The organism is Paenibacillus sp. 23TSA30-6 (assembly GCF_014858585.1).
Taxonomy (GTDB): Bacteria; Bacillota; Bacilli; order Paenibacillales; family Paenibacillaceae; genus Paenibacillus.
In genome coordinates this window covers 56,008-79,619 of the sequence record NZ_SLTL01000010.1, presented here as the reverse complement: position 1 = coordinate 79,619, position 23,612 = coordinate 56,008, and the positions used below count along the sequence as shown (strand labels likewise).

The 23,612-nt window shown below is 43.3% G+C and carries 19 protein-coding genes and 3 pseudogenes; 6 read left to right on the top strand and 16 right to left on the bottom strand.

Annotated features, from left to right (window positions below; translation table 11 throughout):
* Positions 1–126 precede the first annotated feature (126 nt).
* The 7 genes from E0698_RS26775 to E0698_RS11470 all read right to left on the bottom strand — a co-directional run bounded on the left by E0698_RS26775 (position 127) and on the right by E0698_RS11470 (position 7,910).
* Positions 127–777 carry a tyrosine-type recombinase/integrase gene (locus tag E0698_RS26775; RefSeq protein WP_337916217.1) on the bottom strand — a complete coding sequence of 217 codons (651 nt, stop codon included), beginning with the start codon at positions 775–777 and terminating at the stop codon, positions 127–129.
* Positions 723–1,151 carry a hypothetical protein gene (locus E0698_RS27465; RefSeq protein ID WP_337916204.1) on the bottom strand — a complete coding sequence of 143 codons (429 nt, stop codon included), beginning with the start codon at positions 1,149–1,151 and terminating at the stop codon, positions 723–725. Before E0698_RS27465 ends, E0698_RS26775 begins: the two co-directional genes overlap by 55 nt.
* 309 nt (positions 1,152–1,460) lie before the next feature.
* Positions 1,461–1,844, bottom strand: a complete 384-nt coding sequence (locus tag E0698_RS11490; RefSeq protein ID WP_149093863.1) for an immunity 22 family protein — start codon at positions 1,842–1,844, stop codon at positions 1,461–1,463.
* 158 nt (positions 1,845–2,002) lie between these two features.
* A complete protein-coding gene (locus tag E0698_RS11485) occupies positions 2,003–4,066 on the bottom strand; it encodes a methyl-accepting chemotaxis protein (protein ID WP_192511637.1) in 2,064 nt (687 codons plus the stop codon).
* Between the two features lie 385 nt (positions 4,067–4,451).
* Positions 4,452–5,447 (bottom strand): ABC transporter substrate-binding protein, encoded by a 996-nt coding sequence (locus tag E0698_RS11480; protein ID WP_192511636.1) that lies wholly within the window; start codon positions 5,445–5,447, stop codon positions 4,452–4,454.
* Between the two features lie 247 nt (positions 5,448–5,694).
* Entirely contained in the window at positions 5,695–6,942 is a 1,248-nt protein-coding gene (locus E0698_RS11475; RefSeq protein ID WP_192511635.1) for a histidine phosphatase family protein, read from the bottom strand.
* A gap of 62 nt (positions 6,943–7,004) precedes the next feature.
* Positions 7,005–7,910 carry a hypothetical protein gene (locus E0698_RS11470; RefSeq protein WP_192511634.1) on the bottom strand — a complete coding sequence of 302 codons (906 nt, stop codon included), beginning with the start codon at positions 7,908–7,910 and terminating at the stop codon, positions 7,005–7,007.
* A 461-nt stretch (positions 7,911–8,371) separates the two neighbouring features.
* On the opposite strand from E0698_RS11470, the pseudogene E0698_RS11465 reads away from it, so the two are divergent.
* Positions 8,372–8,927, top strand: a pseudogene (locus tag E0698_RS11465) (GNAT family N-acetyltransferase).
* A gap of 164 nt (positions 8,928–9,091) precedes the next feature.
* Here the strand turns inward: E0698_RS11465 and E0698_RS11460 are convergent.
* The 3 genes and pseudogenes from E0698_RS11460 to E0698_RS27460 form a co-directional block, all read right to left on the bottom strand.
* Entirely contained in the window at positions 9,092–9,631 is a 540-nt protein-coding gene (locus E0698_RS11460) for a CueP family metal-binding protein (RefSeq protein WP_192511632.1), read from the bottom strand.
* Positions 9,632–9,778: 147 nt separating this feature from the next.
* Positions 9,779–10,324, bottom strand: coding sequence for a GNAT family N-acetyltransferase (locus E0698_RS11455; protein ID WP_192511631.1), 546 nt, complete (start codon positions 10,322–10,324; stop codon positions 9,779–9,781).
* A 66-nt stretch (positions 10,325–10,390) separates the two neighbouring features.
* Positions 10,391–10,549: pseudogene (locus E0698_RS27460) on the bottom strand (winged helix-turn-helix transcriptional regulator); the annotation flags it as partial.
* Positions 10,550–11,014: 465 nt separating this feature from the next.
* Here E0698_RS27460 and E0698_RS11445 point away from each other — a divergent pair.
* Both E0698_RS11445 and E0698_RS11440 read left to right on the top strand, forming a co-directional pair.
* The gene (locus E0698_RS11445) at positions 11,015–11,329 is read left to right on the top strand and encodes a hypothetical protein (RefSeq protein WP_238353959.1); all 315 of its coding nucleotides are present in this window, start codon (positions 11,015–11,017) and stop codon (positions 11,327–11,329) included.
* 105 nt (positions 11,330–11,434) lie between these two features.
* Positions 11,435–12,004: a DUF1697 domain-containing protein gene (locus E0698_RS11440; RefSeq protein ID WP_192511630.1), complete on the top strand. Its 570-nt coding sequence runs from the start codon at positions 11,435–11,437 to the stop codon at positions 12,002–12,004.
* A gap of 199 nt (positions 12,005–12,203) precedes the next feature.
* On the opposite strand, the gene E0698_RS11435 is transcribed toward E0698_RS11440, so the two are convergent.
* Positions 12,204–13,949 carry a methyl-accepting chemotaxis protein gene (locus tag E0698_RS11435; protein ID WP_192511629.1) on the bottom strand — a complete coding sequence of 582 codons (1,746 nt, stop codon included), beginning with the start codon at positions 13,947–13,949 and terminating at the stop codon, positions 12,204–12,206.
* Positions 13,950–14,275: 326 nt separating this feature from the next.
* Between E0698_RS11435 and E0698_RS11430 the strand changes: the two genes are divergently transcribed.
* Complete coding sequence (locus tag E0698_RS11430; RefSeq protein WP_192511628.1) at positions 14,276–14,854, top strand: alpha/beta fold hydrolase; 579 nt, start codon at positions 14,276–14,278, stop codon at positions 14,852–14,854.
* 104 nt (positions 14,855–14,958) lie between these two features.
* On the opposite strand, the gene E0698_RS11425 is transcribed toward E0698_RS11430, so the two are convergent.
* Positions 14,959–17,352: a polyprenyl synthetase family protein gene (locus E0698_RS11425; protein WP_192511627.1), complete on the bottom strand. Its 2,394-nt coding sequence runs from the start codon at positions 17,350–17,352 to the stop codon at positions 14,959–14,961.
* 276 nt (positions 17,353–17,628) lie between these two features.
* On the opposite strand from E0698_RS11425, the pseudogene E0698_RS27655 reads away from it, so the two are divergent.
* A pseudogene (locus E0698_RS27655) lies at positions 17,629–17,862 on the top strand (GyrI-like domain-containing protein); the annotation flags it as partial.
* Positions 17,863–17,928: 66 nt separating this feature from the next.
* Positions 17,929–19,806, top strand: coding sequence for a helix-turn-helix domain-containing protein (locus E0698_RS11415; protein WP_192511626.1), 1,878 nt, complete (start codon positions 17,929–17,931; stop codon positions 19,804–19,806).
* Between the two features lie 88 nt (positions 19,807–19,894).
* Here E0698_RS11415 and E0698_RS11410 read toward each other — a convergent pair whose 3' ends face one another.
* The 4 genes from E0698_RS11410 to E0698_RS11395 all read right to left on the bottom strand — a co-directional run bounded on the left by E0698_RS11410 (position 19,895) and on the right by E0698_RS11395 (position 23,571).
* Positions 19,895–20,434, bottom strand: coding sequence for an SMI1/KNR4 family protein (locus E0698_RS11410; RefSeq protein ID WP_192511714.1), 540 nt, complete (start codon positions 20,432–20,434; stop codon positions 19,895–19,897).
* Positions 20,435–20,523: 89 nt separating this feature from the next.
* The gene (locus tag E0698_RS11405) at positions 20,524–21,183 is read right to left on the bottom strand and encodes a DUF2625 domain-containing protein (RefSeq protein WP_192511625.1); all 660 of its coding nucleotides are present in this window, start codon (positions 21,181–21,183) and stop codon (positions 20,524–20,526) included.
* A gap of 213 nt (positions 21,184–21,396) precedes the next feature.
* On the bottom strand, positions 21,397–22,404 hold the full coding sequence (locus tag E0698_RS11400) for a phosphotransferase (protein WP_192511624.1): 1,008 nt from the start codon (positions 22,402–22,404) through the stop codon (positions 21,397–21,399).
* Positions 22,405–22,572: 168 nt separating this feature from the next.
* Positions 22,573–23,571 carry an AraC family transcriptional regulator gene (locus E0698_RS11395; RefSeq protein WP_192511623.1) on the bottom strand — a complete coding sequence of 333 codons (999 nt, stop codon included), beginning with the start codon at positions 23,569–23,571 and terminating at the stop codon, positions 22,573–22,575.
* Between the last annotated feature and the right edge of the window lie 41 nt (positions 23,572–23,612).

Below are 23,612 nucleotides of genomic sequence, written 5' to 3'. Positions count from 1 at the left end.
ACTTTCTGCGTTTCAATCCTCCAGCCCGCCCATCCGATCCAACGGACTTTGAATCCGCCCAATGTCCCGTCTGCTCACATGTGTATACCGCTCCGTCGTTCGCACACTCTGATGCCCTAGCAGTTCCTAAATATAGCGAAGATCAATCCCATTCTCCAGCAAGTGGGTCGCAAAGGAATGCCTTAGCGAATGGATACTCACCTGTTTGCGAATGTCCGCTTCAGCCAGCGCTTTTTCAAACACTTTCTGCGCTGAACGTTCCGTCAGGTGGCGGCCTTCCCTCTGCCCTGGAAACAGCCAGTCTTCTGGCCGCTCCACCCCTATGTACTGCTCGACCACCGCAAAAGCCGCTTCGGAGAGCAGCGTTTGCCGATCCTTCCTGCCCTTTCCCTGACGGACTTTCAGCACTTTCCGTTCATGGTCGCAGTCTTCAGGACGCAACCTCACCACTTCGCTTACCCGCAGCCCGGATGTATACGTCAGGTACAGAATAGCCTTATGCTTTGGATTTTTCACTACTTTCAACAGACGCATGACCTCATTCAGGGACAGCACATCCGGTAGTTTACTCTCCTTTTTCGGACGAACATAGGCGGAGGATTTGGGCTGCTTTAGCACATGGCGAAAATAAAATTTCAACGCACTGATCGCTTGGTTAACATAAGCGTGCGAAAGACCTTTTTCGAGCAGCACCAGCGCATATTTTTGCACCACCGCATCATTTATGCTTGCTTCGGTCCCTTGCAAATCGGCAAAAAAGCGTTCCGTTTGCGATATGTATGCTTTAATCGTCTTGCTGCTGAGCCCCTTGCCACCAATGCATCGCGCAATTCTTGCCGCTGATTCGGATTCCATTCACCTCGATCCGAAGAAGAGGGAACCGCATTAGCCTGCGTGTCCCGTCGATCCAGCCATTCCCGGATGTACGGTAGTTCTTTATTCAAGCGCTCGTCGTACTCAAACTTACAACTCCGATACGCTTCCAACAGGCTTTCTACAGCCGAGATACTGTACGGAATCGCCCAGATTTTTTCGTCTGGAACCCATTTCCTGCCTGGTATGGATCGAATCCCTTCTCGCTCCTTGACTCCGTATCGCTCCAAGCGTACGCTGATCGTTTTTTCATCCCGATAAAGTAGGTTTATCTTCATCTCACTTGCCTCCTTAGTATATCAGCCGTTCAAAAAATTGGAAATCTAATTTTGCACAAAAAAAGGGACTTAAGATGGATATTCATCTTAAGTCCCTGATTCTTTCAGAGTAAATTATTGATCCATTAAGTCCAATTTACATTATCATAAAATGTCTTACCTTTATTTGTCCAGTTGCTCCGTCACATCATCCCATAGCACTGCCGCCACCTTCTCCAACAGATACTCCAGCTTCAGGTTCAGTAGCTATCCAATTGGAACTCGCTCTACTCCCCACATAAACAAAAGATGAGCCTGATTATTTGTTTCTCATTTGTTAATACAATAAGGATAAGCCGTTAAAAAGCGCATTTTGTCGCCATTTTTTTCAGATAGACCGCTTGTATTACAATCATATATAAAGAACAACGAATTATATTTGCCATCTATTTTACTCAAATCATGTAATAGTGGAGATAAAAAAGAATCAACAAAGGAAACATCTTTTATACCATTATCTGCCCCATCCATCAGAAAGACTCCTTCAGCAAAATCTTCGTCAAAATCATCTATTTCATGGTCATTTAAAAAATCGCTAAAAACATCCTCATTCTCATCTTCCGGGTATTTAATCTCAACATATTCAAATAACTCATCATCAGAGGCAAAGTGACCGTACCAGACGGACACCATATTTTTTTCAAAGCAATTCATATCTTCACCCCGCTAAATTTCAGTTTATACGTTTAATCTATCTGTATCCCGCACCAGCTACCATGCCCTCTACCCCACAACAGCTGTTGAAGCTAAAAAGCCCGCGCTGATCGCGGGCTTTGCTGAATATTTAGTCAAAATCATGCCTAATAGACTTGTTACTCAACCTTGAACTGTTTTAATTCGTCTTGAAGCTTATTGGACAATTGACTTAATTGTTTGGATAGTTCAGCAACCTGCTCGAAGCTCTCCAATTGTTCCTGCGTGCTGGCGCTAACCTCTTCGGTTGAAGCTGAATTCTCCTCCGTGGTGGAAGAGATGATCTCCAGCGCCTGCAAAATCTCATCTTTGTGCTTGTGGACTTTGGAGGTGTTGTTGCTGATCTGGATCATTCGCAATTTCAAATCTTCCAAATCCTTGTTAATGCTAAAGAATACTTGCTTCGTGTTCTCCACCGATCTCGCATTTTCTTCTGCAATTTTCAGGCCGTGAGCCGTATGCTCAACCGAAACACTGGTTTTTTCTTCAATCACACGTACCTTCTTGTAGATTTCCTGTGTCGCCAGTGCCGTCTGCTCAGCCAGCTTGCGAACCTCCCCGGCAACAACGGCAAACCCTTTGCCCTGTTCTCCTGCACGTGCAGCTTCAATGGAAGCATTGAGCGCCAGCAGGTTGGTCTGCGTTGCAATTTGGTTGACCGTGTCCACGAAGCTCGAAATCTCGTGACGGCTTAGATCAATCTCCTGAATAATAGACGACATCGCTTGTGTGGAATTGTGGTTCTCTTCCGCCCATTTGGATAACTGATCAACTACAGCTAGCCCCATTCCGCTTTGCTCGGCAGAGATTTGCACCATCGTTTCGATGGCTTTGGCATCATTGGCAATTTCGTCAATTTGGCCGGATAATGCTCCGGTTTTTTGTAAAATGTTATCCGTTTCGATGGATTGGTAGTTCGTTGCATTGGCAATCTCATTGATTGCTGTCGCAGTATCGTTCATTGTTATCGCGGTTCTGGAAGAAATGGATTGCAAATCGTGAGAAGACTGATTCAAGACTTGAGCGGAGCCGCCCACCATTTGGAGCATGCCTTGAATTTTTTGAACCATATTGTGAACTCCTTGAGAAATTTGCCCGATTTCGTTGTTGGAATGTGTATCAAACTGAACGGTTAAATCACCATTTTCAATCAGTTTGATTTTTGCGAGCAACTTCGGTATTGATCTCAACAGATAACGGAGCGTTATATAACAAATCACAACGAGCAGGATGGTGGCTGCCGCAAAACCACCAATGGTAATCCAGGTAAACGCTCTTAATTCTGAGAGCACCTCTTCTTCAGAAATGGTTAAGCCTACAGACCACCCCGTATCTTTACTGGTTGCATACCCGATATAACGACGTTCGCCATTATCATTAATTAGCTGTACTCCGGACTCGCCGGCAATCATTTTCTTTCCGATCTCTCCAAGATCACCTGTGCTTTCATTAATCTTTTCTTTCAGCACTTTATTTTGATCGGGGTGATACAAAATATCACCTGTTTTGGATGCAAGAATCGAATAACCTGTGCTTCCAAGCGAATAGCTTTGCATAACGGCAGGGATGTCTTTGAAAGCAATATCGACAGCAGCAAATCCGATTAATTGATTACTGCTATCTTTAATCGGATAGAAAATGCCCATGAGCACATTACCCGAATTGACGTCCTTATAGGGTTCTGAGTAGTATAAACCGTCTGCTTCAACAGCTGGCTTGAAGTATGGGCGTGTATGGATATCGAAATCCGGTTTAGAAGCAACACCATCATTCTGAAGAAAGAAGCCTTTGCCAGATATTCCTGCAATCCAGGCGTCGGCAAAAGATGGCTCTGCCTTTACAATGGCTGCCAGAGTCGCTACTGTTTCGGCAGCATAAGGAGAAGTTTTCACCATTTCTGCCGATGAGGTGGTTTCTAAATATTGCTTAAAAAGATTGTTCGTTGACATTTGTTTGACAAGTGATCCCTTTTCTTTAAACAACGCATCGAATTGAGTGACAACGGCCTGCGTCTTGGTCTGGAGCATGGCCTCTTGCTGCTTAACAAGTATGCTTTGCGTGCTTGCAAACATGAACGTCCCCAAGGTTGCAAAGACGACAACGATAATGACTAACAACACCATGGCCAATGTGTTCGCAATGCTGGATGATCTGAATACGCGCTTTTTAGAATTTTGTGACATGCTGCCATCTCCCCGAGGAATATTGAGCGAGAAGCTCTTAGATAATATGTCGGAAGTTTGCAGTTGTTTTAATAGGTTTTTAGTATATACAAATTAAGGTATTAAACGGGACCTAGATGCCTATAGTATACGGGAGATGCAGCGTATGTCCCCAGGCTCGATTTCCGTCGACGAGCAACTGGATTAGCTATGAGGAGAACCCTGTAGCTACGGGTGAAGAATAAACTGAAGAATGAACAAAATGGGGAAACAACGAATAGAGATGCAACGAGATAGCAGCCATTCTATAAGCCTATAAAAAAAAGCATGGATGAGAGCGGTTAGACCGCCCCATTCATGCTTGCCATGCACCAGTTATAAACTGGACAGAATACTCAGCCCCGGCTCATTTCGTAATCGCCGCAACAACGTTGTCAACCAACGCTTTTGACGAGATAGGACCGCCAAACGTCCATGTCTTGCTGTCCAATGCATAGGTACGTTTTTCTTTGACAAAATTCAGGCCGTTCCAGACCGAATTATTTTTCAGCGCTGCACCGAAAACATCATCGTCCGGCTGCACAATATAGAGGAAGTTGCTGTCCTGAACGGCAGGCAGCGCTTCAATGCCCACGGTTGAAAAACCATACGTTTCAAGTTTGTCCGGCTTCCAATCGTTAATCAGCCCGATCTTCGCCAGTGTTCCCACGACAACCGAGTTATCCGAAAACATGCGCAGACTGGCCGCATTTTGATAAGTGAACGCCTGTGTCAAACTATAATGAAAGTCCGCTTTACCCGCAGTGGCAAGCTTTTCTTTGGCTTCCGCATAATGCTGATCCAACTCCTTCAGCACCTGCTTCGCTTTATCTTCTTTTCCAAGAGCGACCGCGATGTTATTGAATATCTCTACCATTTTGTCATAATCGTAGCCTTTGCCGCTATTCAGGCTAAATTCGACTGTCGGTGCAATAGCTTTCAGTTGATCATAGATAGCTGCATTTCCATCAACATTGGAAATAATCAGATCCGGCTTCAATGCAGCAATCGCCTCCAGATTGGGCTCGTCGCGCGTTCCTACATCGGTCACGCTGCTGTCCAGCCCCGCCTCCGAAGATACATACTGCTTGTATCCGGCATTATCCGCATTACCAACAGGCTGAACACCCAGCGCAACCATATCCTCCGTAAATGTCCATTCCAGCACGACAACACGCTTTGCCGGGCTGTCGAGTGTGATCTCACCACGATTATGCTTTACTTTCACAGGACCAGCCGCTTCGGCTGGTGTGCTGTCCGGAGTTGCCGTCTGGCTTTCCGATGTATTGCTTGCAGCTCCGCAGCCTGCCAGAACAAGCGCAAAAATCAGCAACATTACAATCCCACTCAAACCTTTTTTCATAGAACATATTCTCCTCGTGTATGTACATTTTATAGATAATGATAATCGTTATCATTTTTGGATTATGACGGAGAAATATCATTTTGTCAATGGTAAAAGGTTAAGTCGAGCATAAGGCAAAGAGCCTATGCTGAACACGGCTTATTTACTTTAAATGGCTGCCGAGACATTCTCGGCAGCCTGAGTTTCCCCCTATATGCGCTCTTGCTAAATTGAAAATACACATAAAGGTGTATTTATAAATCTTCTATTTTAGAGCCACTTCGGAAACAGTACTGCCGTACTTTATCAAGGCTTCCTGGAGCAAGTTTAGCACTTGTACTACTTTGTATCCTTTTCCCGTTCCTAGAGGTTTAAGCACTACCATATTTAGATAACCCAATTTCTCATTTGGGTTCAACTGGTTATTAAAATGGTGGCGGTGTGCTACAAATATTTGATTCAGCCCTGCCTCAGGAGCTGTCTCTAACAGCTGATCCAGCTCTCTCTGCACCAGACGTGGCTCAATTTGAACGTTTTGCTGGCTAAAAGCAATTTCTGCCGTTTGTCTCGCTCGCATAATTGGGCTAGCACTGACCGGAAGCTGTATCGGGATTTTTCTTGCCGTAAGCAGTTCACCCAGCCTCCAAGCCTGTTCCCGGCCTAATGTACTTAGCATGACATCATTATCATGTGTATTTTCAGGCTGTGCATGTCGAAAATAGAGATTGTACCCTCCACGGAGAAGTAGTAAAAAAGGATCGGTTACAGAATTTTCAGCATGTAGCAATTTATTTAGCGCCCAGCCCGTTTTGGACATGCCTGGCTGTAGCGGCAATAAATCTTGCTGTTGCAGCAGCTTTTTCATTAAATCGTGACTGCTTTGCGCTGCTACGCTTCCTGTTGCCTCCGTTGTGATCTCCACAATGGAGCTACCAGCAACATTCCAAACCTCCGCGCTTTCCTGTATCCCGCTCCATTCCCCTTTATATTTATGGGCTGTGATTGGGCCAAACAAATTCGTTTTCGTCAGCATTTCGGTAAATTTGCCCTCTTGCTCCCGTCGCAGCGGTTCCGGTGCATGCTTCAAGAAAATGGCCTTCCAATCATCGGGATGATTGAGTGCGGATACATTTACCTTCACCTCATATGAAAGGTTCAAGGATTGATGTTCTCCACTCCAATCTACTTCCTTGCTCAACGAAGGATCATTCAGATTAAAGCCTGATTCCTCCATTAATCGCATCGCTTGTTCTATATTTTTGCTCTCGGAAAGATTTATTCGCTTCTTGTAAGTGATTTCCCATTGATCTTTGCCCTGCTTGAGACGTCCGCGCAAAATCCAGCCTGCATGGTACAAATCCAACGCAGGCGTATCCAAAAAGCGAATATCCAGCTGTTGATGCGCTGCCTGATCCAGATGCACAAGGTCAACACGTAATTCATGCTCATCTGACAGTACCTGATTACCGTCTAATAGAAATTTAATCTCATACTGCATTTCTGTTTGACTCATAGCAGTTCTCCCTTTTCGTATATCTCTAGAAGCTTGCAAGCAAAAACTACAAGTTTTATGATTTACCCTACTGGAACTGCTTCTTTTATTACCGGAAAGAAAGTTCTTGCATTTTTCGCTCCATCTGTTGTTCGAAATACAGTGATATCAAGTTTTTCTCCATTCAGTTCAACCGGGATATGCTGCCTTCCGTCCAGAAAAGCAACCGTACCTAGAGCAAGTAGACCTTCCGCACTTGTACCGACAAAGAAACCTCCAATATCTTTGAAAAGCTTGGTTTTCTCACCTGATTCCTTCTTTTCCTCCAAGGTATATTTAATGGTTATGACTTCAGCCAGTTTGCTGGCTTCTATTTTATTTACTTCTACATGCTGGATGAATACAATGGAATCCTCTTTCTTCAATTGCACATAGGGACCATCGTTAATTAAATAATGGTACCAGAAATGGTGCCCACCCAATTTTCTTTTTTTACTACCTTGTTCACCCAGGAACACATGTTCAAAATAAGAGGTGCTTTTTCCTTTAATTAATTTGAACCAGAGTGTTTTTAGCATGTCCATCCACTCTTCATCTGAACTGCCATCTGCAAGATGTCCGTTGGATTGGGCGTACTCTCGGGCAAGCTGCATCGGTTTAGTTCCGATCGCAAACTGCAAAAACTCGTTGACTTCAGCCTGCTCCTCAGGAGTTGTTGTTTCTTTTTTATCTTTTAGCCATTCATAGTTGTCATGCAGTTTAATAAATAAATCGTAGGATTTTTGTTTACTTTGCGGAATGTGGGTTTCCTTAAATACTGTAATTTCATTTTGTTCACTTCCTGGGGTTGTAACTTGATCTGGGGTCGGGTCCATATCAACGATAACATAACCTTGTTCCGAATCCTTTTGATTTTCACTCAGTCCTTTGATTAGAGGAAGTATACCGTTACCCTTCATATCTGCTTCCCAAATTTGTTGAAATATCATAATCTGTCCCTCCAAAGTGGATTTATTTTTGAACCTGTATCATCTTTTGTATGTATCGTTGTGTTTATGTATAAATATTAATGGTTAAATAAACAAATGATGTTAATCTCTTAATCCATTTGCAAACTTTGGAGGGATAGATTTTTGGGGGAAGAAAATGATATTGCCGGAATAGTTGCTAGAACATTCTGCCGAGTTGGATCAAGACGTGGAGATTATCGTGTATTGCGGATCAGGTAGTATCCCTACTCGAACGTTTTGCATTGAAATTGAATGAGAAGAGATTTGCTCTATCCGAGGAGTTGGGACGACTGGATTAATAATTATGGTAAAATAATCTCATATAATACTCCCTGGAGGTTGCGATAACTATGAAAATCGTATTCTTTTAAGTCCGAGGTCCGCCGTCTCACTCCATACACTCCGCCAGTTAAAATTAGGCTTAAAATTAGGAGGATGATATGGATATTGTGATTCGGGAGATCATGGTCGGAGATGAAATTAACTGGAAGGAAATAGATGACAGTTTTACTGTTGATTCTACCATCGTCCTGTCCCTGACGGGTCGACAAATCGGATTTACGGTGAAAGAAATTCCTGGCTATACGAAAAGCTATTCAGAAGAACAGTTTGAAGAAGCAGCGGACGGAGACTGCTCAGAATACATCGATAGCCCGGATCAAATCGCGTACTTGGCCTGCGCCGAGAATCAAGTAGTAGGTCGTATCGTACTGAAACGGAACTGGAACAAATATGCTTATGTAGAAGACATAGCAGTTGACAAAAAATATAGAGGGCAGGGAGTAGGCCGTAAACTGATCGAACAAGCCAAGCGGTGGGCGAAAAACGGTGGAATGCCCGGAATCATGTTGGAGACGCGAAGCAATAACGTAAATGCATGCAAATTTTACGAAAGTTGTGGCTTTGGAATAGGCGGATTTGATCTTCACTTGTATCAGGGTATTTTATAAACACAGTGATGAAATTGCGATTTTCTGGTATCTGATCTTTGAATAACTTCAGTAGGTCATAGCCGAGATGTTGTAAACACCCGCCAACAGGCTAAGTGGTACATCAATTATGCTCCATTCAGGACCGCGTCAACATCTGCGCGGGCCTGATGCATTCCCATTCCCTTTCCTGCACACAGGATTCCGTTAACTGGAACTTGATTCACTGCGTTAACCCAATTGCATCGTGGTAATACAGGTATCGTCGTTTTCAAACGTGGAGATTTTGGATTTTGCAGTTTTCCCCTCACGCTCCACCGTAACGCTATAGGTTTTGTCACGCGGCAGCCATAGATCAATAAATCCATTGGGCTGGGATTTTATTGAGGTTTTATTCATGACTGAATTTCCATCAGAATCGTGAATCGTTACACTGAACTCTTCATCCTTCATTTCGCCTTGACAACCAGTCAGGCTATGGGTTGCACAAGGGTGGGTCTGTTCCATATATGGCGCTATCGAAACAAAAAACTCGTTATCAGGCAGATCGTAGGTCTTGGTTGTGGTACCATCCTCCGATACGCTCAACTGACTGGAAGTGATGGAAGCGGACTGGGCCGTTGCCTTTCTTGTACTGAAATCATGCACCAATTGCTTGATATTTGACGCTCCTTGGGTGTCGGCTTCTTCTCGCTGGGCATTTCCTGCAATCAGATATGTCCCTATGGCAACCGCAACTAGCCCCGTAGCTATCAAGGTTATTTTTTTCATCTTGAGTTCATCTCCTTGTCCCTTTTTTTACTATTATAAACGAGTGCACATCATGATGGCAGGATGAACTCTTTATGTCACCATATGCTCACATTCATCTGCTATACAGGTCAAGAATTGAGCAACAGACGGTTTTCACTCCATTTCTTATAAAAAATCCTGCACTTCACATAGCCACACCATGTGATCTCCATCCTTGCCCCAATAATCCTTTGCAACGGTGTAAGGGGTGCCGAATTTTCGCAGCCATTTGGTCTGGGCTATTTTGAAGCCGCTATCCAGGCAAAAATGCGTAACTTCCATTTCCTTCAGCCTGGTCATCAAAGCCCGAATTAGCGTCGAGCCTACTCCTTGTCCTTGGTAACCGGGCAGCACATATAAACTTCCCAATGTCCCCACATGTCCGAGTTCATCGTTGGTACATTTCCTGATAGCTTCTCCGCAAGGGCCATAAGAGATCGTTCCAACGACGTTATGGTTATGTTTGGCCATCAGGAAGAACAAGTCTGAATTCAAAGCTGACAAAGATGTACGCAGCAACCGCTTTTTGTGCTCAATCTCCTGCTGCATGTCGTCGATTAAGGCTTCCAGACCCTCCTGTTCAAATGCCACAGATATGGAACTTTCAAAAACGAGATCCGCCGCCTCCAGATCCGAAGGAGCAGCAAGTTGAATACTGAACTGTTTTTTCATGATGTCAAAACTCCTGGTCATTAGTCTTTTTTTGCATTTGGCCTGATGTAGTGTCGCCTTGAAAACAGAACTAAAAGATTCTCCATACTCTGTTATCTTATAACACACCTTTGGCGGTATTTCAGGATATACTGTTCGTTCAATAAGTCCGTCAGTAACTAAACAGTTGGAAGGACTGGTAGTTTCATCAGTATCAGATGGGAGATTAACTGTTCTGTTGGAGATTGATACTCATTCACACAGTCGAGAAGAACCTGTAAAATCCAATTCAAATAAAAGATGATGAAGAAAAAACACCCTGTCCTGGGCAATCTCAAATCCATAGGATTCATCTCTTAGGTGCAAAACTTGATGTTGATAATAAGATATCGAAAACATTAAAAGCTAATGATAGCAATCTAATCAGACGCTCGGCGTCGGCTTCAATTAGAAAATCATGATCTATTGGCGCGAATGATGGCCCATTAAATAAATCATGCCAGCGCACCAGCGAAATATCATCTTTATCGTTTATATTCATGGTTAATATTCTTAGATTCTGCTCTTGATCAGGATAGGAATAAAAAAATATTCATGATTTAAATCAGAAATGCGTTCGTCATTATGATATCTTAGAAACGGATAATATGTAGGGGGGTTCTGAAAAAAGGCGTATTTAAGTCTCCTGCAAGCAGAGAGGAATGAACACACATGAAACAATTAGGCGAAGCTCTGGCCCGTTTTGTACAACAACAAAACTTGTATAATGAAGTCTACGGGCTGTTCCACGACCACGACATCCGACCCCGAACGGAGAAATTAATAGATTGCTGGGACAGTCGGATTCCTGTATCCCCTGAGCTTGAGTATCTATATAGCTATTATGAAATGATTGATGCCAATGCAGCGGAAACACGTAAATTGAAAAATGCGGCCGTTGAAATTGGAGATGCCCGTACCTTTAAGGGAGAGCTAAAAGACGAAGACACATACGAAACCAAAAAAATGAATTTATCAAGCACGTAGAACCGTTGTTGCATCATTTGCTTGGCGAAAATCAAACCGCTTATTTATTTGAATACCTATCCCTTTGTGAATAAAATCCTTTTGTACAAGAGAGGTGGGCCTTATATGATCTATATCGCATTGCTGCGGGGCATTAATGTGGGTGGCAACAACAAGATTAATATGAAAAAGCTCAAGGAGACGTTTGAAAAGGCAGGCATGAGCCATGTGACGACTTACATCAACTCCGGAAACATCATTTTTTCCAGTGAAGTTCAATCCAACGATGAGCTGTCGCTCCAACTGGAGCAGGCAATTCTCGAGGATTTTAGCTTGCCCATCCGGGTTATCGTCCGCAATATGAGGGAAATACAAACTATTATGGAGGCATTGCCGGAGGAATGGTCTAATGATACACAGATGAAAAGTGATGTATTGTTTCTGTGGAATGAAATTAACGATATTTCCGTTCTGGAGAAGCTCCCTTTGAAGCCAGGAATAGGCAATATAATATATACGCCTGGGGCCATTCTGTTTTCTGTCAGCAGAGAACATGTCATAAAAAGCGGGATGACGAAACTGGCCGGCTCCAGTCTGTATCAGCATATGACGGTGCGGAATGTGAACACGACCCGCCAGATTTATAAGCTGATGCAAACGGCTGAGCAGGAAGAGTTACGTGCTTTAGACTCCTGATTGGAAGCCTCCTTCCTAAGCATTTTGTTTTCGTTTAGTAGACAAATCCGAGAGCTACCGTAGAGGATAAAAATCAAAAAGGGAGCCTTCTTGCGGCTCCCCAACTGCAATTCTTGGATGTATTGTTCCCTCTAGACTCTGGCTATTGAGCTGATGAAGTCAACCCTCATATGGAATACCACTCATCGGACTAGCTTCGTCAAATTGTAAAACCGTCGACCAGTTCATTCAATCGGGCAGCGCTTTCCTTCACCTGATCAGACTGTTGTGCCACTTCAAGAGACTTTTCCGTCGATGAAACCATGTTCTCAGCAATGTGCTGGGTAGATACGGCGGACTGTTCGCTGGCTGTTGCAATCTCATGGATAGCTCTCACCATGGTTTGGATCGTTGCATTCACCTGCTTAGAGGTGGCGTTCAAATCATTAACTGTATTCGTATGCTCAACTACATCATTGTAATATTGTGCTGCCGTATCCTCAAGCAGCTGATAATCCTTGCTCACCTTGGCATGCAGGAAATCCAGTAATTCCTCGGCATTAGTCGTTAGATTGGCTACAGATTGTACAACCTCTTGAGTAACACTCTGAATTTGGTCTACCGCCTGTTTGGACCCATCTGCCAACTTGCGAATCTCGTTAGCCACAACCGCAAATCCCCGACCTGACTCACCGGCACGAGCCGCTTCGATGGATGCATTTAGAGCCAGCAAATTGGTTTGCGCCGTAATTTCCAGAATAGACTGGGAGAGTATGCGAATTTGGTCTACCGCCTTGGCTTGTTCTAGCGCTTCCGTCATCTTTTCACTGGTCTTCCGGTAAATCTCTTTGGATGCTTTATTGGACTCACTAGCTTCATGCTTCAACGCTTCGGCCTTTAGACTTGTATCATAGGCAGACTGGGCTCTTTCTTGAGTCTTGACCGAAATGTACTCTGCCGCCCGCTGCATTTCATCCGCAGAATGATTCATGTTTTCTGTATATGCCGAAGTCTCCTCCATCGCTGCGGACAGCTGTTCGACCGTAGCCGATACGTCTCTAATCCGCTCATTGAGATCTGCCATATTATGATTCGTCTGATCACTTAGCTGATTAATTTGGCGAGATTCATTGATAACCCCCGTAATAACCATTGAGGTTGAATCTGTCATTTGTTGAATGGCACGTGCAATGACAGCGATTTCGTTATTTCCCTTGAGCAGGGTCGGATCAAGTGCTGCCGTTAAATTGCCTTGGGTAATCTCTTCACAGTATTTCGTAATGGTGCTCATCCGAGAACGGATATTCCGAATGGCCGAAAAGGAGATCATACTAAGGACAGCCAGCACTAGAGCCAGAATCACGATCAAAACAATTGTGCGCATTTTTATCTCATTTTGCGTATTTTGATATAAGTTGGCGGATTGCTCATTGTTATAATCAGAAATCGTAGTCAGCATCGTAACAATTGCCGTACTGGTTTTATTAATCCGGCCTCTCTCTTCCGTGTCATACGTTCCGCTATTTTTTTTGACTGCCATGATTTGCTCAATATCCTGATAATATGTGTCTATACTCCCCCGGAGTTCCTCGTACAATTTCTGTTCCTTAGCATCCAAATCCCTTTGTGAGAATTCATTTAGCCCGGTTGCAACGCTATCTTTTCCTTTCTGCACCTGCTTATACTGTTTATCTGTGTACTCCTTATTATCGAGTATTTTTGTATAATTAGCCCGCATATTATAGAAATCACTTTTGACTTCAAGTATATTCGTTTGGTGCTGAAAGCGATCCATATACAAAATACCTTGGCCCTCTTTAGCTTGATTCATCCCCAAAACCCCTACCAACGATACAATAAGCAAGCCCACCAAGCTGATCATGATCATGGAGACCATCGTTGTCGTGACCTTTAAATCTCTAAATCCTTTTACTTTTTTAGTGCTGTCTGATAGTTTTGTTCTCATCAAAACTCCTCCAGTCGTCTATGTATAATAGATCACGCTGCTCTCATAAACGCTATCCCCCAAACAATAAAAATTAAGAGATTACACCGTGATGAGATATATATCGGTAGAAAGCGCTTAATATTTTAATAATAATAACAGTGCTGCTAAAATAAAGAATATCAGTCCCGTGAAAGTGAGCTTGGGACAGACAAATGTGATTATTATTTTAGGTGCTCACGAGCTTGGAAAATTTGCTAAACTAAAATAGTAGTCTTTATACCAAAGTGGGACATATATCATCAACTAATCAAGAACAAACTCAGGATGATAGGAGAGAACCTATAGTGACAAACCTACAAAATCAAAAACAAGTGTATATCATCCATGGGTATACAGCTTCACCAGCCGATCATTGGTTTCCTTGGCTACAAGACAAGCTACAGGAGGATGGCGTTTCTGTAGCTATATTGGATATGCCCAATTCGCAAGCTCCCCAGCTTCATGAGTGGACCCAACATTTATTATCAAACATTGAGGTTCTACATAAGGATACCTATTTTGTTGGTCATAGCTTGGGGTGTGTTTCCATATTAAGATATTTGCAGCAAGTAAGTATCCCAGAGCAACTCAGTGGTCTTGTCTTCGTCTCCGGTTTTACCGATCCAGTGCCAACCCTGCCGTCATTAGATGAGTTTACAACTGATAAGCTGGATTATGAGCAAATCATGGATTCAGTAAAGATGCGTGCAGTTATTGCTTCAAAGGATGACACGATTGTCCCCTTTGCATTCAGCAAGAAACTAGCGAATGACATCCAGGCGGATTTCCACGAAGTAGAACACGGAGGACACTTTTTAGAGCGTGACGGCTTTACTTCCTTACCCATTGCATATCAAGTTTTAATGGATATGATGAAAAGTTGAAAAGCTTTGGGCCCGAATGGATTCCGTGGAGTGAGCGTAAAAGGTAACACTTAAATTCGCAAAATACCCCATCGCTTATATTAAGCAATGGGGTACGCCCCTTTTTAACGGTCCCGGGTTACCATATAATTCATTAAATGCTTCAGAAAAGCGATGTTGCGGGGTACCTCTTTCAACGCTTCCATAGCAAGGCAGTAGTGTTCCCACATCTCTTTACTGGCACCTTCCTGACCCAGGATGGATACGAAATTCGAATTGTTGTTCTCAGAATCCTGGCCAACAGGTTTTCCGAGTAAGAGCAGATCTCCTTCCACATCAAGCAAATCATCTTTAATCTGAAAAGCAATCCCCGCGTGATACGCGAATTTCTTCAAAGCAGCAATTTCCGACTCCTTGACCTGTGCGAGCATGGCAGGCATCACCAGACAAGCCTCAAATGCCACTCCGGTTTTGAAAAAGCACACCATATTTAACTGCTCCAGTGTCAATTGCTTTCCTTTGGAATCCAGATCCATCGCCTGTCCCATACACATATCTTCTGCCTTTTGGGCCGAGTATTGTATCAAAGCAAGTACGGTTTCGGCATTGAACTGGTCAAGTGACGATTGTTCCCCAATCGCCTTCTGGATCAGATACAAACCGGTTAATTCCGCGGTAGCGCTATTGTGCACCTGATGCAAGGTCTGACGCCCTCTACGGGTAGACGCATTATCCTGAGAAGGCAGATCATCGAAGATCAGGGATGCGGTATGCATATACTCTAATGATCTCACAAGAGGCACGATTGCCGATGCGTCTAGTCCATATTCGTTCACGCCCATCACCCAAGTTAATATAGGCCGTATCCGCTTCCCATCCCCTTCAAGACTGTAATTTGCAGCATCGATAAGCTGTTCCTTCATCACCGGAATCCCGTGAGGTTTGGTAATTTTCAATTGGTTATTAATCTGATGGCGGATCGTTTTGAACGTATTGAAAAAATCTTCCTTTTCCTTCGAATCGTTTTTCAGATGGGTAATCATCTGGTCCCGAAGCAGTTTATCGAAGAAATCTACATCATCCGCCTTTCGCACCATCTGCTGGATGAGACGATTGAATTCCGGATTTCCAGATGCAAAAATCTCCATCATTTCATTATACTTTTCAGTACCTACACGTTCTTTATAACGTTTGAGTCCATTCATTGCACGATTCAATATCACCTCACGGGCCATGGCATCGGAATCATATACGTTATGGATCAAATAGGAAATAACCGCCCAGTATAATTCAAAGGGATTGATAAGATCCGAACGCTGATCATGATATTTTAAATAGTAGGTATAGGGTGTTACCGCACCATCTCTCATATCGTCAACCATATCTGCAAAATCATCAGCCAACTGGTTATAGATACCATAAAAGAATGTTCGTTGCTCAAAGCCCTCATCCTCGGGAGCACCAATTACGGAACGGACAATCAATCGGGACGAAGAAGATTTTAAAATGACAGGTATATAAAGCTCTTCATTGGTGTAATTAGCACGCGTTAGGTCCTTGACACGGTCGATATCCTGGGAATGAAAAAAGACATAGGACTGCTCGAAAAATGTTTGCTGTGTATCCGGCCGCTGATGTTCCTTAATATACTCAAAAGCATCCGAGAGCTCTGAGTGTATGTATTGAATTAACTCCATATTATTTCCGGTCCAATCGCCCAACTCAGGCACAGATCCAGTGAGAAGCGCAGCACGTATCATATGGGAATATTGTTCTTTCTCTTGAGCGTTCAAAACCTGGGAATCGAGAAGATCGTCAATAAAAGGATAGGTTAGACCATAGGAATAACCAAGTTTGATGGCTTCATCCAGTCTGCGAGCACGTTCCACAGGTGACACTTTATCGTCCATCTCTTCCATCACATGCAGAATAACCCCGATAATGATCTTAATTAGTTTGCGCTGGGCTTGCTCGGCATCCATTTCCTTTGGAATATGGGAGGATACGGACCTAAGTTTGTTGATCACCCAAATTGTGGCGGTTTCTATGCCTTCCTTCTGGGCCCACCGATACAACCCGGCCAAATTCATAAATTCCGGCTGATCTCCCCCGTTTGTACGGGTGGATTGAATCAAGTGTTTTTTGATGTCAGCAATGACACGCTGAATCCGGGTCTGTGTGTCAGGAGAATCCAGAGCTTTGCCTAGATCCCTCATATAAATATAGGAGACGCTTCGATCCAGGTAATCATCCAATTTGCCTGTATAATTCAGCCATTGAATGTATCTATGATAATCCCGAGTATCAGGTTTTCTCTTTGCCCTCGAAAAGAAGGATAGCCATGAAGAATGATGAATATGATCCCTTTTCCACATTTGAATATCTTCTGTCAGGGTAGTCACATAAGTTTTGTCTATGACCTGTGCATAAAGTGATGCAAAATACTGAACCGCCTTCTGCTCAGCCAGCTGATATCCTGTATTGGCATGATTTATAAATTCCTCATTCATACGATGCATTACCTCAACTTCTATTTTTGTTAAACATGGTTGCATTTCTTCCCTGACGGGAATGGGGCGGATCATGTTTTTATCTTTATACGGGAAAGAATCTGTGAGGTTACGAAATTATCATGCTGCTTACCGAAATACACTTATTGGCTTCATCAAGCAGATGTACCTTTACTGACTGGTCTGATACCGTTCGAATTATATAGTATAATCGATTTTAAACCGTCTGTTGTTCTGCTTACCTGGTTATATTATGAATGTTACGAATAGGGGGTTGCGGTAGAAGTCAGCAATTTTGCATATATTCCAGAGGGATTAGTTCGTCATACGATACCGGCTGGAAAATATGTGAAGGTCACTCATCAGGGACCTGAATCCCAAATAGATGGAACCTATGACTCAATCCGTGATAGGGGGATCAGTACTTCTCGCTCTTTTGATTTCGAGTATTGGACTGATATTCATTCTCTGGAACAAAAGGACAGCACGATAGATATTTATATGCCTTGGGAAGCTTAGTCGATGTAACAAGAGCAGAATGTACTGCTACGCATGTGTTAATTTATATTATTTCGAGGTGTTTTTATGGAGTGGCTGGAAACGATCAGATTATGGAACCAAACGCCGGTTAAGGTACTGGACATTCGTCATTTTACGATGAAGCCTGGAGAGAGATTGAGTTCCTATTCCCTGCCTTCAAGCGGATTTCTATTCGCCAATCAAGGAGAAGCCAGATTGATGCTTGATGAAATCGAAACCTCAGCAGCCAAGTTTCAGGTTCTCCACGGCGGAAAAGGAGCACATCTGAATATCTGGTGCTTAAACCAGCCGTTTGAATACTACCTCATTTTATACAAACCCGTTCAAGAACAAGCGGGTCAAAGTCCGTTCGAACGAGAAGATCGGATGGCTCTATTTAGACAAAACTATGCGTTTCAGGCCCTCTATCCGCTCCCCCTGATATCACTTGTCGAACAAATGAATCAGCAGTGGTCTAATAGAAATGAGCTGGACAAACTGCAAGTGAATGGATTGTTCTATCAATTCGTGCATGAACACTTTCGTCAACTACAGATGAAGGAAATCAAAATATCCGAGCCGGATCTGGCTACACAAATAGCCCAATATATTCAAGAGCATTTTCAAAAACCAATCGCTATGGAGACGATGGCTAAACGGTTTCATTACAGTACCCACTACCTCGTAAAGGTGTTTAAGCGCAAATATGGATGCAGCCCTATCGAGTATGTCGTTCAAATCCGCATCAACAGGGCCAAATCCTTGTTAGCTGAAACAGATGCTTCCATTCGGGAAGTTGCCGAAAACGTTGGTTATACCAATTTTTATTACTTTAGTAGACTTTTCAAAAAGCAAACCGGCGAAACCCCAACACAATTTAAAATGCATAGCCTTGTTATAAGAAGTTCAACGAATACAAATTTTACACTCAAATCATTCATTGCTCCCGGATCAGGACAACGTTATATTGGTAACAATGATAATCATTATCAATATGACGCTTGGAGAGTGGACAATATGAATGTTAGTTTTAAGCCTGCTTTTGCTGTTACCCTTTTGTTCAGCTTAACATTGCTGCTGGCAGCTTGCAGTGGCACGAGTGACGTTGCGAAGCCAATTGAAACAAGATCGTATACCGATGCACTTGGACGGCAAACGGAAATTCCTGTTCAACCCAAAAGGGCTGTTGTTATTACATACGGCGGTTATTTGCTTCCATTAGGCTTAAAACCGGTAGGTGTCAATCAGGAGATACTCGACCTTTATCCTGACAAGATGGCTGATGTCGCTAGCATAGGCAAAGGAACAGGTAATGTCGAGGCCATTTCCGCATTGGAGCCGGATGTGATTATACTGTCGGATTTTCACGACAAAGCAACCTTTGAGCAGTACCAAAAAATCGCCCCAACTATTGCAGTAGCATGGGGTGGTGATCCAGACGTGGTGAATACACTACGGACGTTTGGCGACATTATGAACCGGAAAACAGAAGCAGAATCCTGGATTGCTAAGTTCGAGAAAAAATTGCAGGGCATTCGGGAACAAACTCACATCCCCATTAAAGCAGATACTACCGCAATCTCTTTCATTATTCACAAGGGAGAGGTACTGCTTGGAGGTGAGGGCGGTACGCTCGGAAAATTGATCTACCAAGATTTCGGTTTCCAAATGCCTGAGCAATTCAAACCATATGCCGATGGCGGAACTGCTCTTTCCATGGAAGCTCTGGTCCATCGTCCGGCTGACTATTTCTTTACTCAAATGACCGATCAAGAGTTGAAGCAAACCATGCAGCTATTCAGCGAGCCTGTGTACCAAACGATTCCCGCTGTGAAAAATAATCACATTATTAATGTTTCCCGTGATAAATGGAACAATGGCCCCTACCTGGTGGATGAGGCGGTCGATTCGTTGACTGAACAAATATCTCAAATTCAGCCATAGGGACATACGGCACCTTCATTGACGTTTTTCAGGGGTAAAATGATTAAAAATAGCGAGAAGCCCAAAAAAATCGGCATCTCGCTATTTGCTATTCATAAAGTTCCCATGTTTCTGTACATAGCTCAATGAAAGAATTTGCAGCATGTCTGCAATCGTCATACCCCAAACTACCAGAATGAGAAAAAAGAACAGGATATTCGTTGTTTCTTTTTTCTTCTCTCATATCAAATAAATAATGATTTCCTCTCCCATCCATCCCAAACGACACGGCATTCGGCATATACTCCGGCAACTCGTAAGCTAGATTCATTTCTCTCAAATCTTCGGTATCGAAAAACTGAAAATAACGTTCTCCATTTTGAAACTCCCCGCCGTTAGAGTATTTCAAAAAATGGATATAGCTGTCCGGAAATTGTCCTTGAGGCAGATGCCAGCTAACAGGATTCAGAGGTTTATATTGATCGTAATATGGAGAAGACTTCGAAAAAGGGTTCACTTGTCTTTCTTTTATTTCATAACTCTCTTGCTCCGAAAGCTTTATGTTCCATGTGTTCAGAAAACGGGATAGTTGTTCATTCGTCACACTTGGACATTTTACAAATTGATGTTCAAAATAAATATTCCAGATGATAGCCAACCTCCGATGAATCAGTGTCTCTTAACCTAAATTATAACGGATATTATACTTGTTCTCCAGACTTCAGCTATTGACCCCTTCTACTCCTCGTCCCTTGCCGCCTCCCAAGCTTCTGCCACAGCTATAGGTGCCTTGCGACTGGTTTCTCCACTGCCTTCCTTTGTCCACAGCGATGGGTAATAGGCAAACACCTGGCCGGGTTGAAGCTTGCGAACATCGTCCTGCCAACCTTTCCAACGGAACGTCTGGTAGAAAAGCTCCAAGTCCCCCTCAGCCAGCCATCGAAAAAAACCGGAATAGGCCTTTTCTGTAGGTTCCCAGGCAAGCGTATCCGGTGCAAAATAGTAGATTTGTCCGTCATTACCGAAACGCCCTGTATTCAGTCCAAAAAATCCGCCTGCTGCATCATAGGCCACAATCAGCATTCCCCAAAGCGCGGGCACGCTTGCCGGCTCTTGAAGTCCGTTCCACGAAGTCAAACTGCCATAAATTCCAGACCCCCCTGCACCCAGCAAGGTGATCCAGCCGTGATCAAACACGATCCCTCCTGTCTCATAGGCAACCGTTCCCAAATACGATTTCGTACTCACCTGCAATCGGTACAGCGTATCCCCCAAAGCCGATTCCGATTCTGCCGATATAATGCTATATGGATTTTGGCCTTCTTTCAGGATATTTCTAACCTCTTCCCATGCATGGTTTTCCTTATCCAGCAGTTCATCAACCGTTAAAGTATGCATGTTCATTCCCCTCTCATTGTCCTAATCTCAACCTTCAATCCACATGCTGAGTCTTTAAGACCTGTGTTTGATCCAAAATCACCCACTGATTCAGCTCGTCGTATCCTTTTACAATTGCTGTGATCTCATGCTTTGGATACGTCCACTCAGGTGGTACCTTTTTCCCATATGAACGATGTGTCTGCCAATCTCCTCCTCATCTTGTGATAAAGTTCATTCATACGCCATTCCTGCGAGGATCAACTCCTCCTGAATCCAGCTACTTCTGGTAGACAGTTGCAGCAAGTCGGCAGCGATCTGCTTGATCTGCTCTTGTAACACATGTGGCTGGTCAGTTCCTTCCAGAAAGCGACTCAAGAAATGAAGAAATACATCTACCTTCCTGAGCTGCATCAATACAGGTAAAGCATCAATCTCGGTTTGGGACAGATGAACTCGGCGGCTGAAGCCCCGGCAAAAATCCCGAACTGCTCTCGTCTCCTCCGGTTGACCCAACAATCCTGATAAAATAACCGCTGGTTCCATGACCCGAACGTCTAACGTACAAAATTCAAAATCAAGCAGTGCAGCCACTTGGCTATGATCGTTATCCTTTACTAACAAATTGGAAGCGTTCAAGTCCCCATGTACAAGCTGATGCGGCAACTCTTCCAATGCATGAAGCGAATCTGTAATCTCTTCATATACTTTTCCTATCAATCGCAGCTCGTCATGCAAAGTTTTTAGAGGCTCAGGCGGATGCAGGCAAATCTCTCGAACGATCTCCTGGTTACACAATGGGTAGGATTGCTGCAAGGCGTAATACGGTCGGTAAACTGGAGCCATATCAAGATTGAAAGTCGCAAGTACAGCAGATAATTCACCCGTAGCCTCGCCAAAGGAATAGGCAAAGCTTGAATCCTGCTCCAGTGGTGATTTGCCTTCTATGTAATCGAACAGACAGACATATTTGCCGCTTTCCTTCTCAAGCTGAGCGAGTGTCTCTCCCGTCACTGTTCGAATTGGTATCGGCACCCTGAATGATAGAGAATGCATACTCAGCGCCTGCAAAACCGCATGCTCAAATTCAATTTTGTCCCTATCTCTGTGTGTATCGTAGACGCGAAGCACCCCGCTTCGCATACCATCCTTAACAAAATACGTCGTATTATTCCAACCCCCGGTTCGTTTCTGCAACGTTCCGTTCCACTCCGGCCAGTGCCGTCTTAGTATCGCTTCCAAGGATGCATCCTCCCTCTTGCCGGAGATAAAGGTATCCAGCAACCTATCATTTCATTAGCCTTGTGCTTATGAATTTGCAGATATTATAACATATAGACGCCCAATTAAAATTGGACGTCTATTACATCATGTAATGGTCATAGCGTTTACATGCTCCTTTGATATCCTTCATTTCCTCAACTGCTTGTTTCGGATATTTTGCGGGGTAGCACCATAAGCCATTTTAAATTTTTTATAGAAAAAACTCATGCTGTTATATCCAACTTGCTTAAATATCATTTCGAACGGCAGGTTGGTATTCACAACCAGAGAATAAGCTGCATTGAGTTTAATGTTGGCAATAAGCTGAGTATAAGTAAGACCAGTTACTTTTTTTAACTTATTACTTAAATACGTACTATTGTAACTGAAATGATTAGATAATTGCTGCAAGCTTAAATGCTGATAATGCTCTTCCATGTAATTCAGAATAGATGTAATATTATTTTCCTGCTGGTTTAAGTGAATATTATGCTCGCTTTCCAATACACGGACCAATTCTCCAAAAACAATCTGCAAATAAGCCTTGACCAATTCCATCGAATCCTCATACCTTGAAAAATATTCGATTAAGATTCTGCGCAGTATATATTGAAGGTTTTCATTATATTGCGACTCAAAAATAATAAAGTGATTATGGTGCTGATGCTGGAGGACAGAGTTGGCGAGAAATTCGCCAATCAGACTTTTTTTCTTGGATAACCGTTGTAAGAACAGGGAAGAAATCGTTTCTCTTTGCAGCAGGATATTAATAAGGATATCATCTTCTCCCAAAGGAGCGATGCTGTGGGGCACATCCTTATCCAGGACACACACTTGGCCTTCACAAAGCTGAATTTCTTTGCCTGCTATGATTTGATTGCACTTACCTGAATAAACATAGTTTAATTCAATAAATTCATGCATGTGCTCCAGCATCGGAGCAAATCTATTGTGCTTGCTAATATAAATATCATGTTCTCCGAAGAAAAACAAAGCGGGCATACGATACATGTTCTGATTTATATCATAGTATCGTTCGTCCTCCGCTTCTTCGGAAAGATCATTAATAACCTGGTTGTTTTGTTGTTGTAAAAGTTCAATTTCCGTTTTGATTCTCAGCAACTGGTCCAACTCATGAAGGTTCATAAACACTGGCTCCTCCTTCATTATATGATGGAAAAAAGGGC

Coding starts and splice junctions, on each gene's coding strand:
- E0698_RS27465 (WP_337916204.1), bottom strand. CDS start 1,151: ATGAAGATAAACCTACTTTATCGGGATGAAAAAACGATCAGCGTACGC.
- E0698_RS11490 (WP_149093863.1), bottom strand. CDS start 1,844: ATGAATTGCTTTGAAAAAAATATGGTGTCCGTCTGGTACGGTCACTTT.
- E0698_RS11485 (WP_192511637.1), bottom strand. CDS start 4,066: ATGTCACAAAATTCTAAAAAGCGCGTATTCAGATCATCCAGCATTGCG.
- E0698_RS11480 (WP_192511636.1), bottom strand. CDS start 5,447: ATGAAAAAAGGTTTGAGTGGGATTGTAATGTTGCTGATTTTTGCGCTT.
- E0698_RS11475 (WP_192511635.1), bottom strand. CDS start 6,942: ATGAGTCAAACAGAAATGCAGTATGAGATTAAATTTCTATTAGACGGT.
- E0698_RS11470 (WP_192511634.1), bottom strand. CDS start 7,910: ATGATATTTCAACAAATTTGGGAAGCAGATATGAAGGGTAACGGTATA.
- E0698_RS11460 (WP_192511632.1), bottom strand. CDS start 9,631: ATGAAAAAAATAACCTTGATAGCTACGGGGCTAGTTGCGGTTGCCATA.
- E0698_RS11455 (WP_192511631.1), bottom strand. CDS start 10,324: ATGAAAAAACAGTTCAGTATTCAACTTGCTGCTCCTTCGGATCTGGAG.
- E0698_RS11445 (WP_238353959.1), top strand. CDS start 11,015: ATGAAACAATTAGGCGAAGCTCTGGCCCGTTTTGTACAACAACAAAAC.
- E0698_RS11440 (WP_192511630.1), top strand. CDS start 11,435: ATGATCTATATCGCATTGCTGCGGGGCATTAATGTGGGTGGCAACAAC.
- E0698_RS11435 (WP_192511629.1), bottom strand. CDS start 13,949: ATGAGAACAAAACTATCAGACAGCACTAAAAAAGTAAAAGGATTTAGA.
- E0698_RS11425 (WP_192511627.1), bottom strand. CDS start 17,352: ATGCATCGTATGAATGAGGAATTTATAAATCATGCCAATACAGGATAT.
- E0698_RS11415 (WP_192511626.1), top strand. CDS start 17,929: ATGGAGTGGCTGGAAACGATCAGATTATGGAACCAAACGCCGGTTAAG.
- E0698_RS11405 (WP_192511625.1), bottom strand. CDS start 21,183: ATGCATACTTTAACGGTTGATGAACTGCTGGATAAGGAAAACCATGCA.
- E0698_RS11395 (WP_192511623.1), bottom strand. CDS start 23,571: ATGAACCTTCATGAGTTGGACCAGTTGCTGAGAATCAAAACGGAAATT.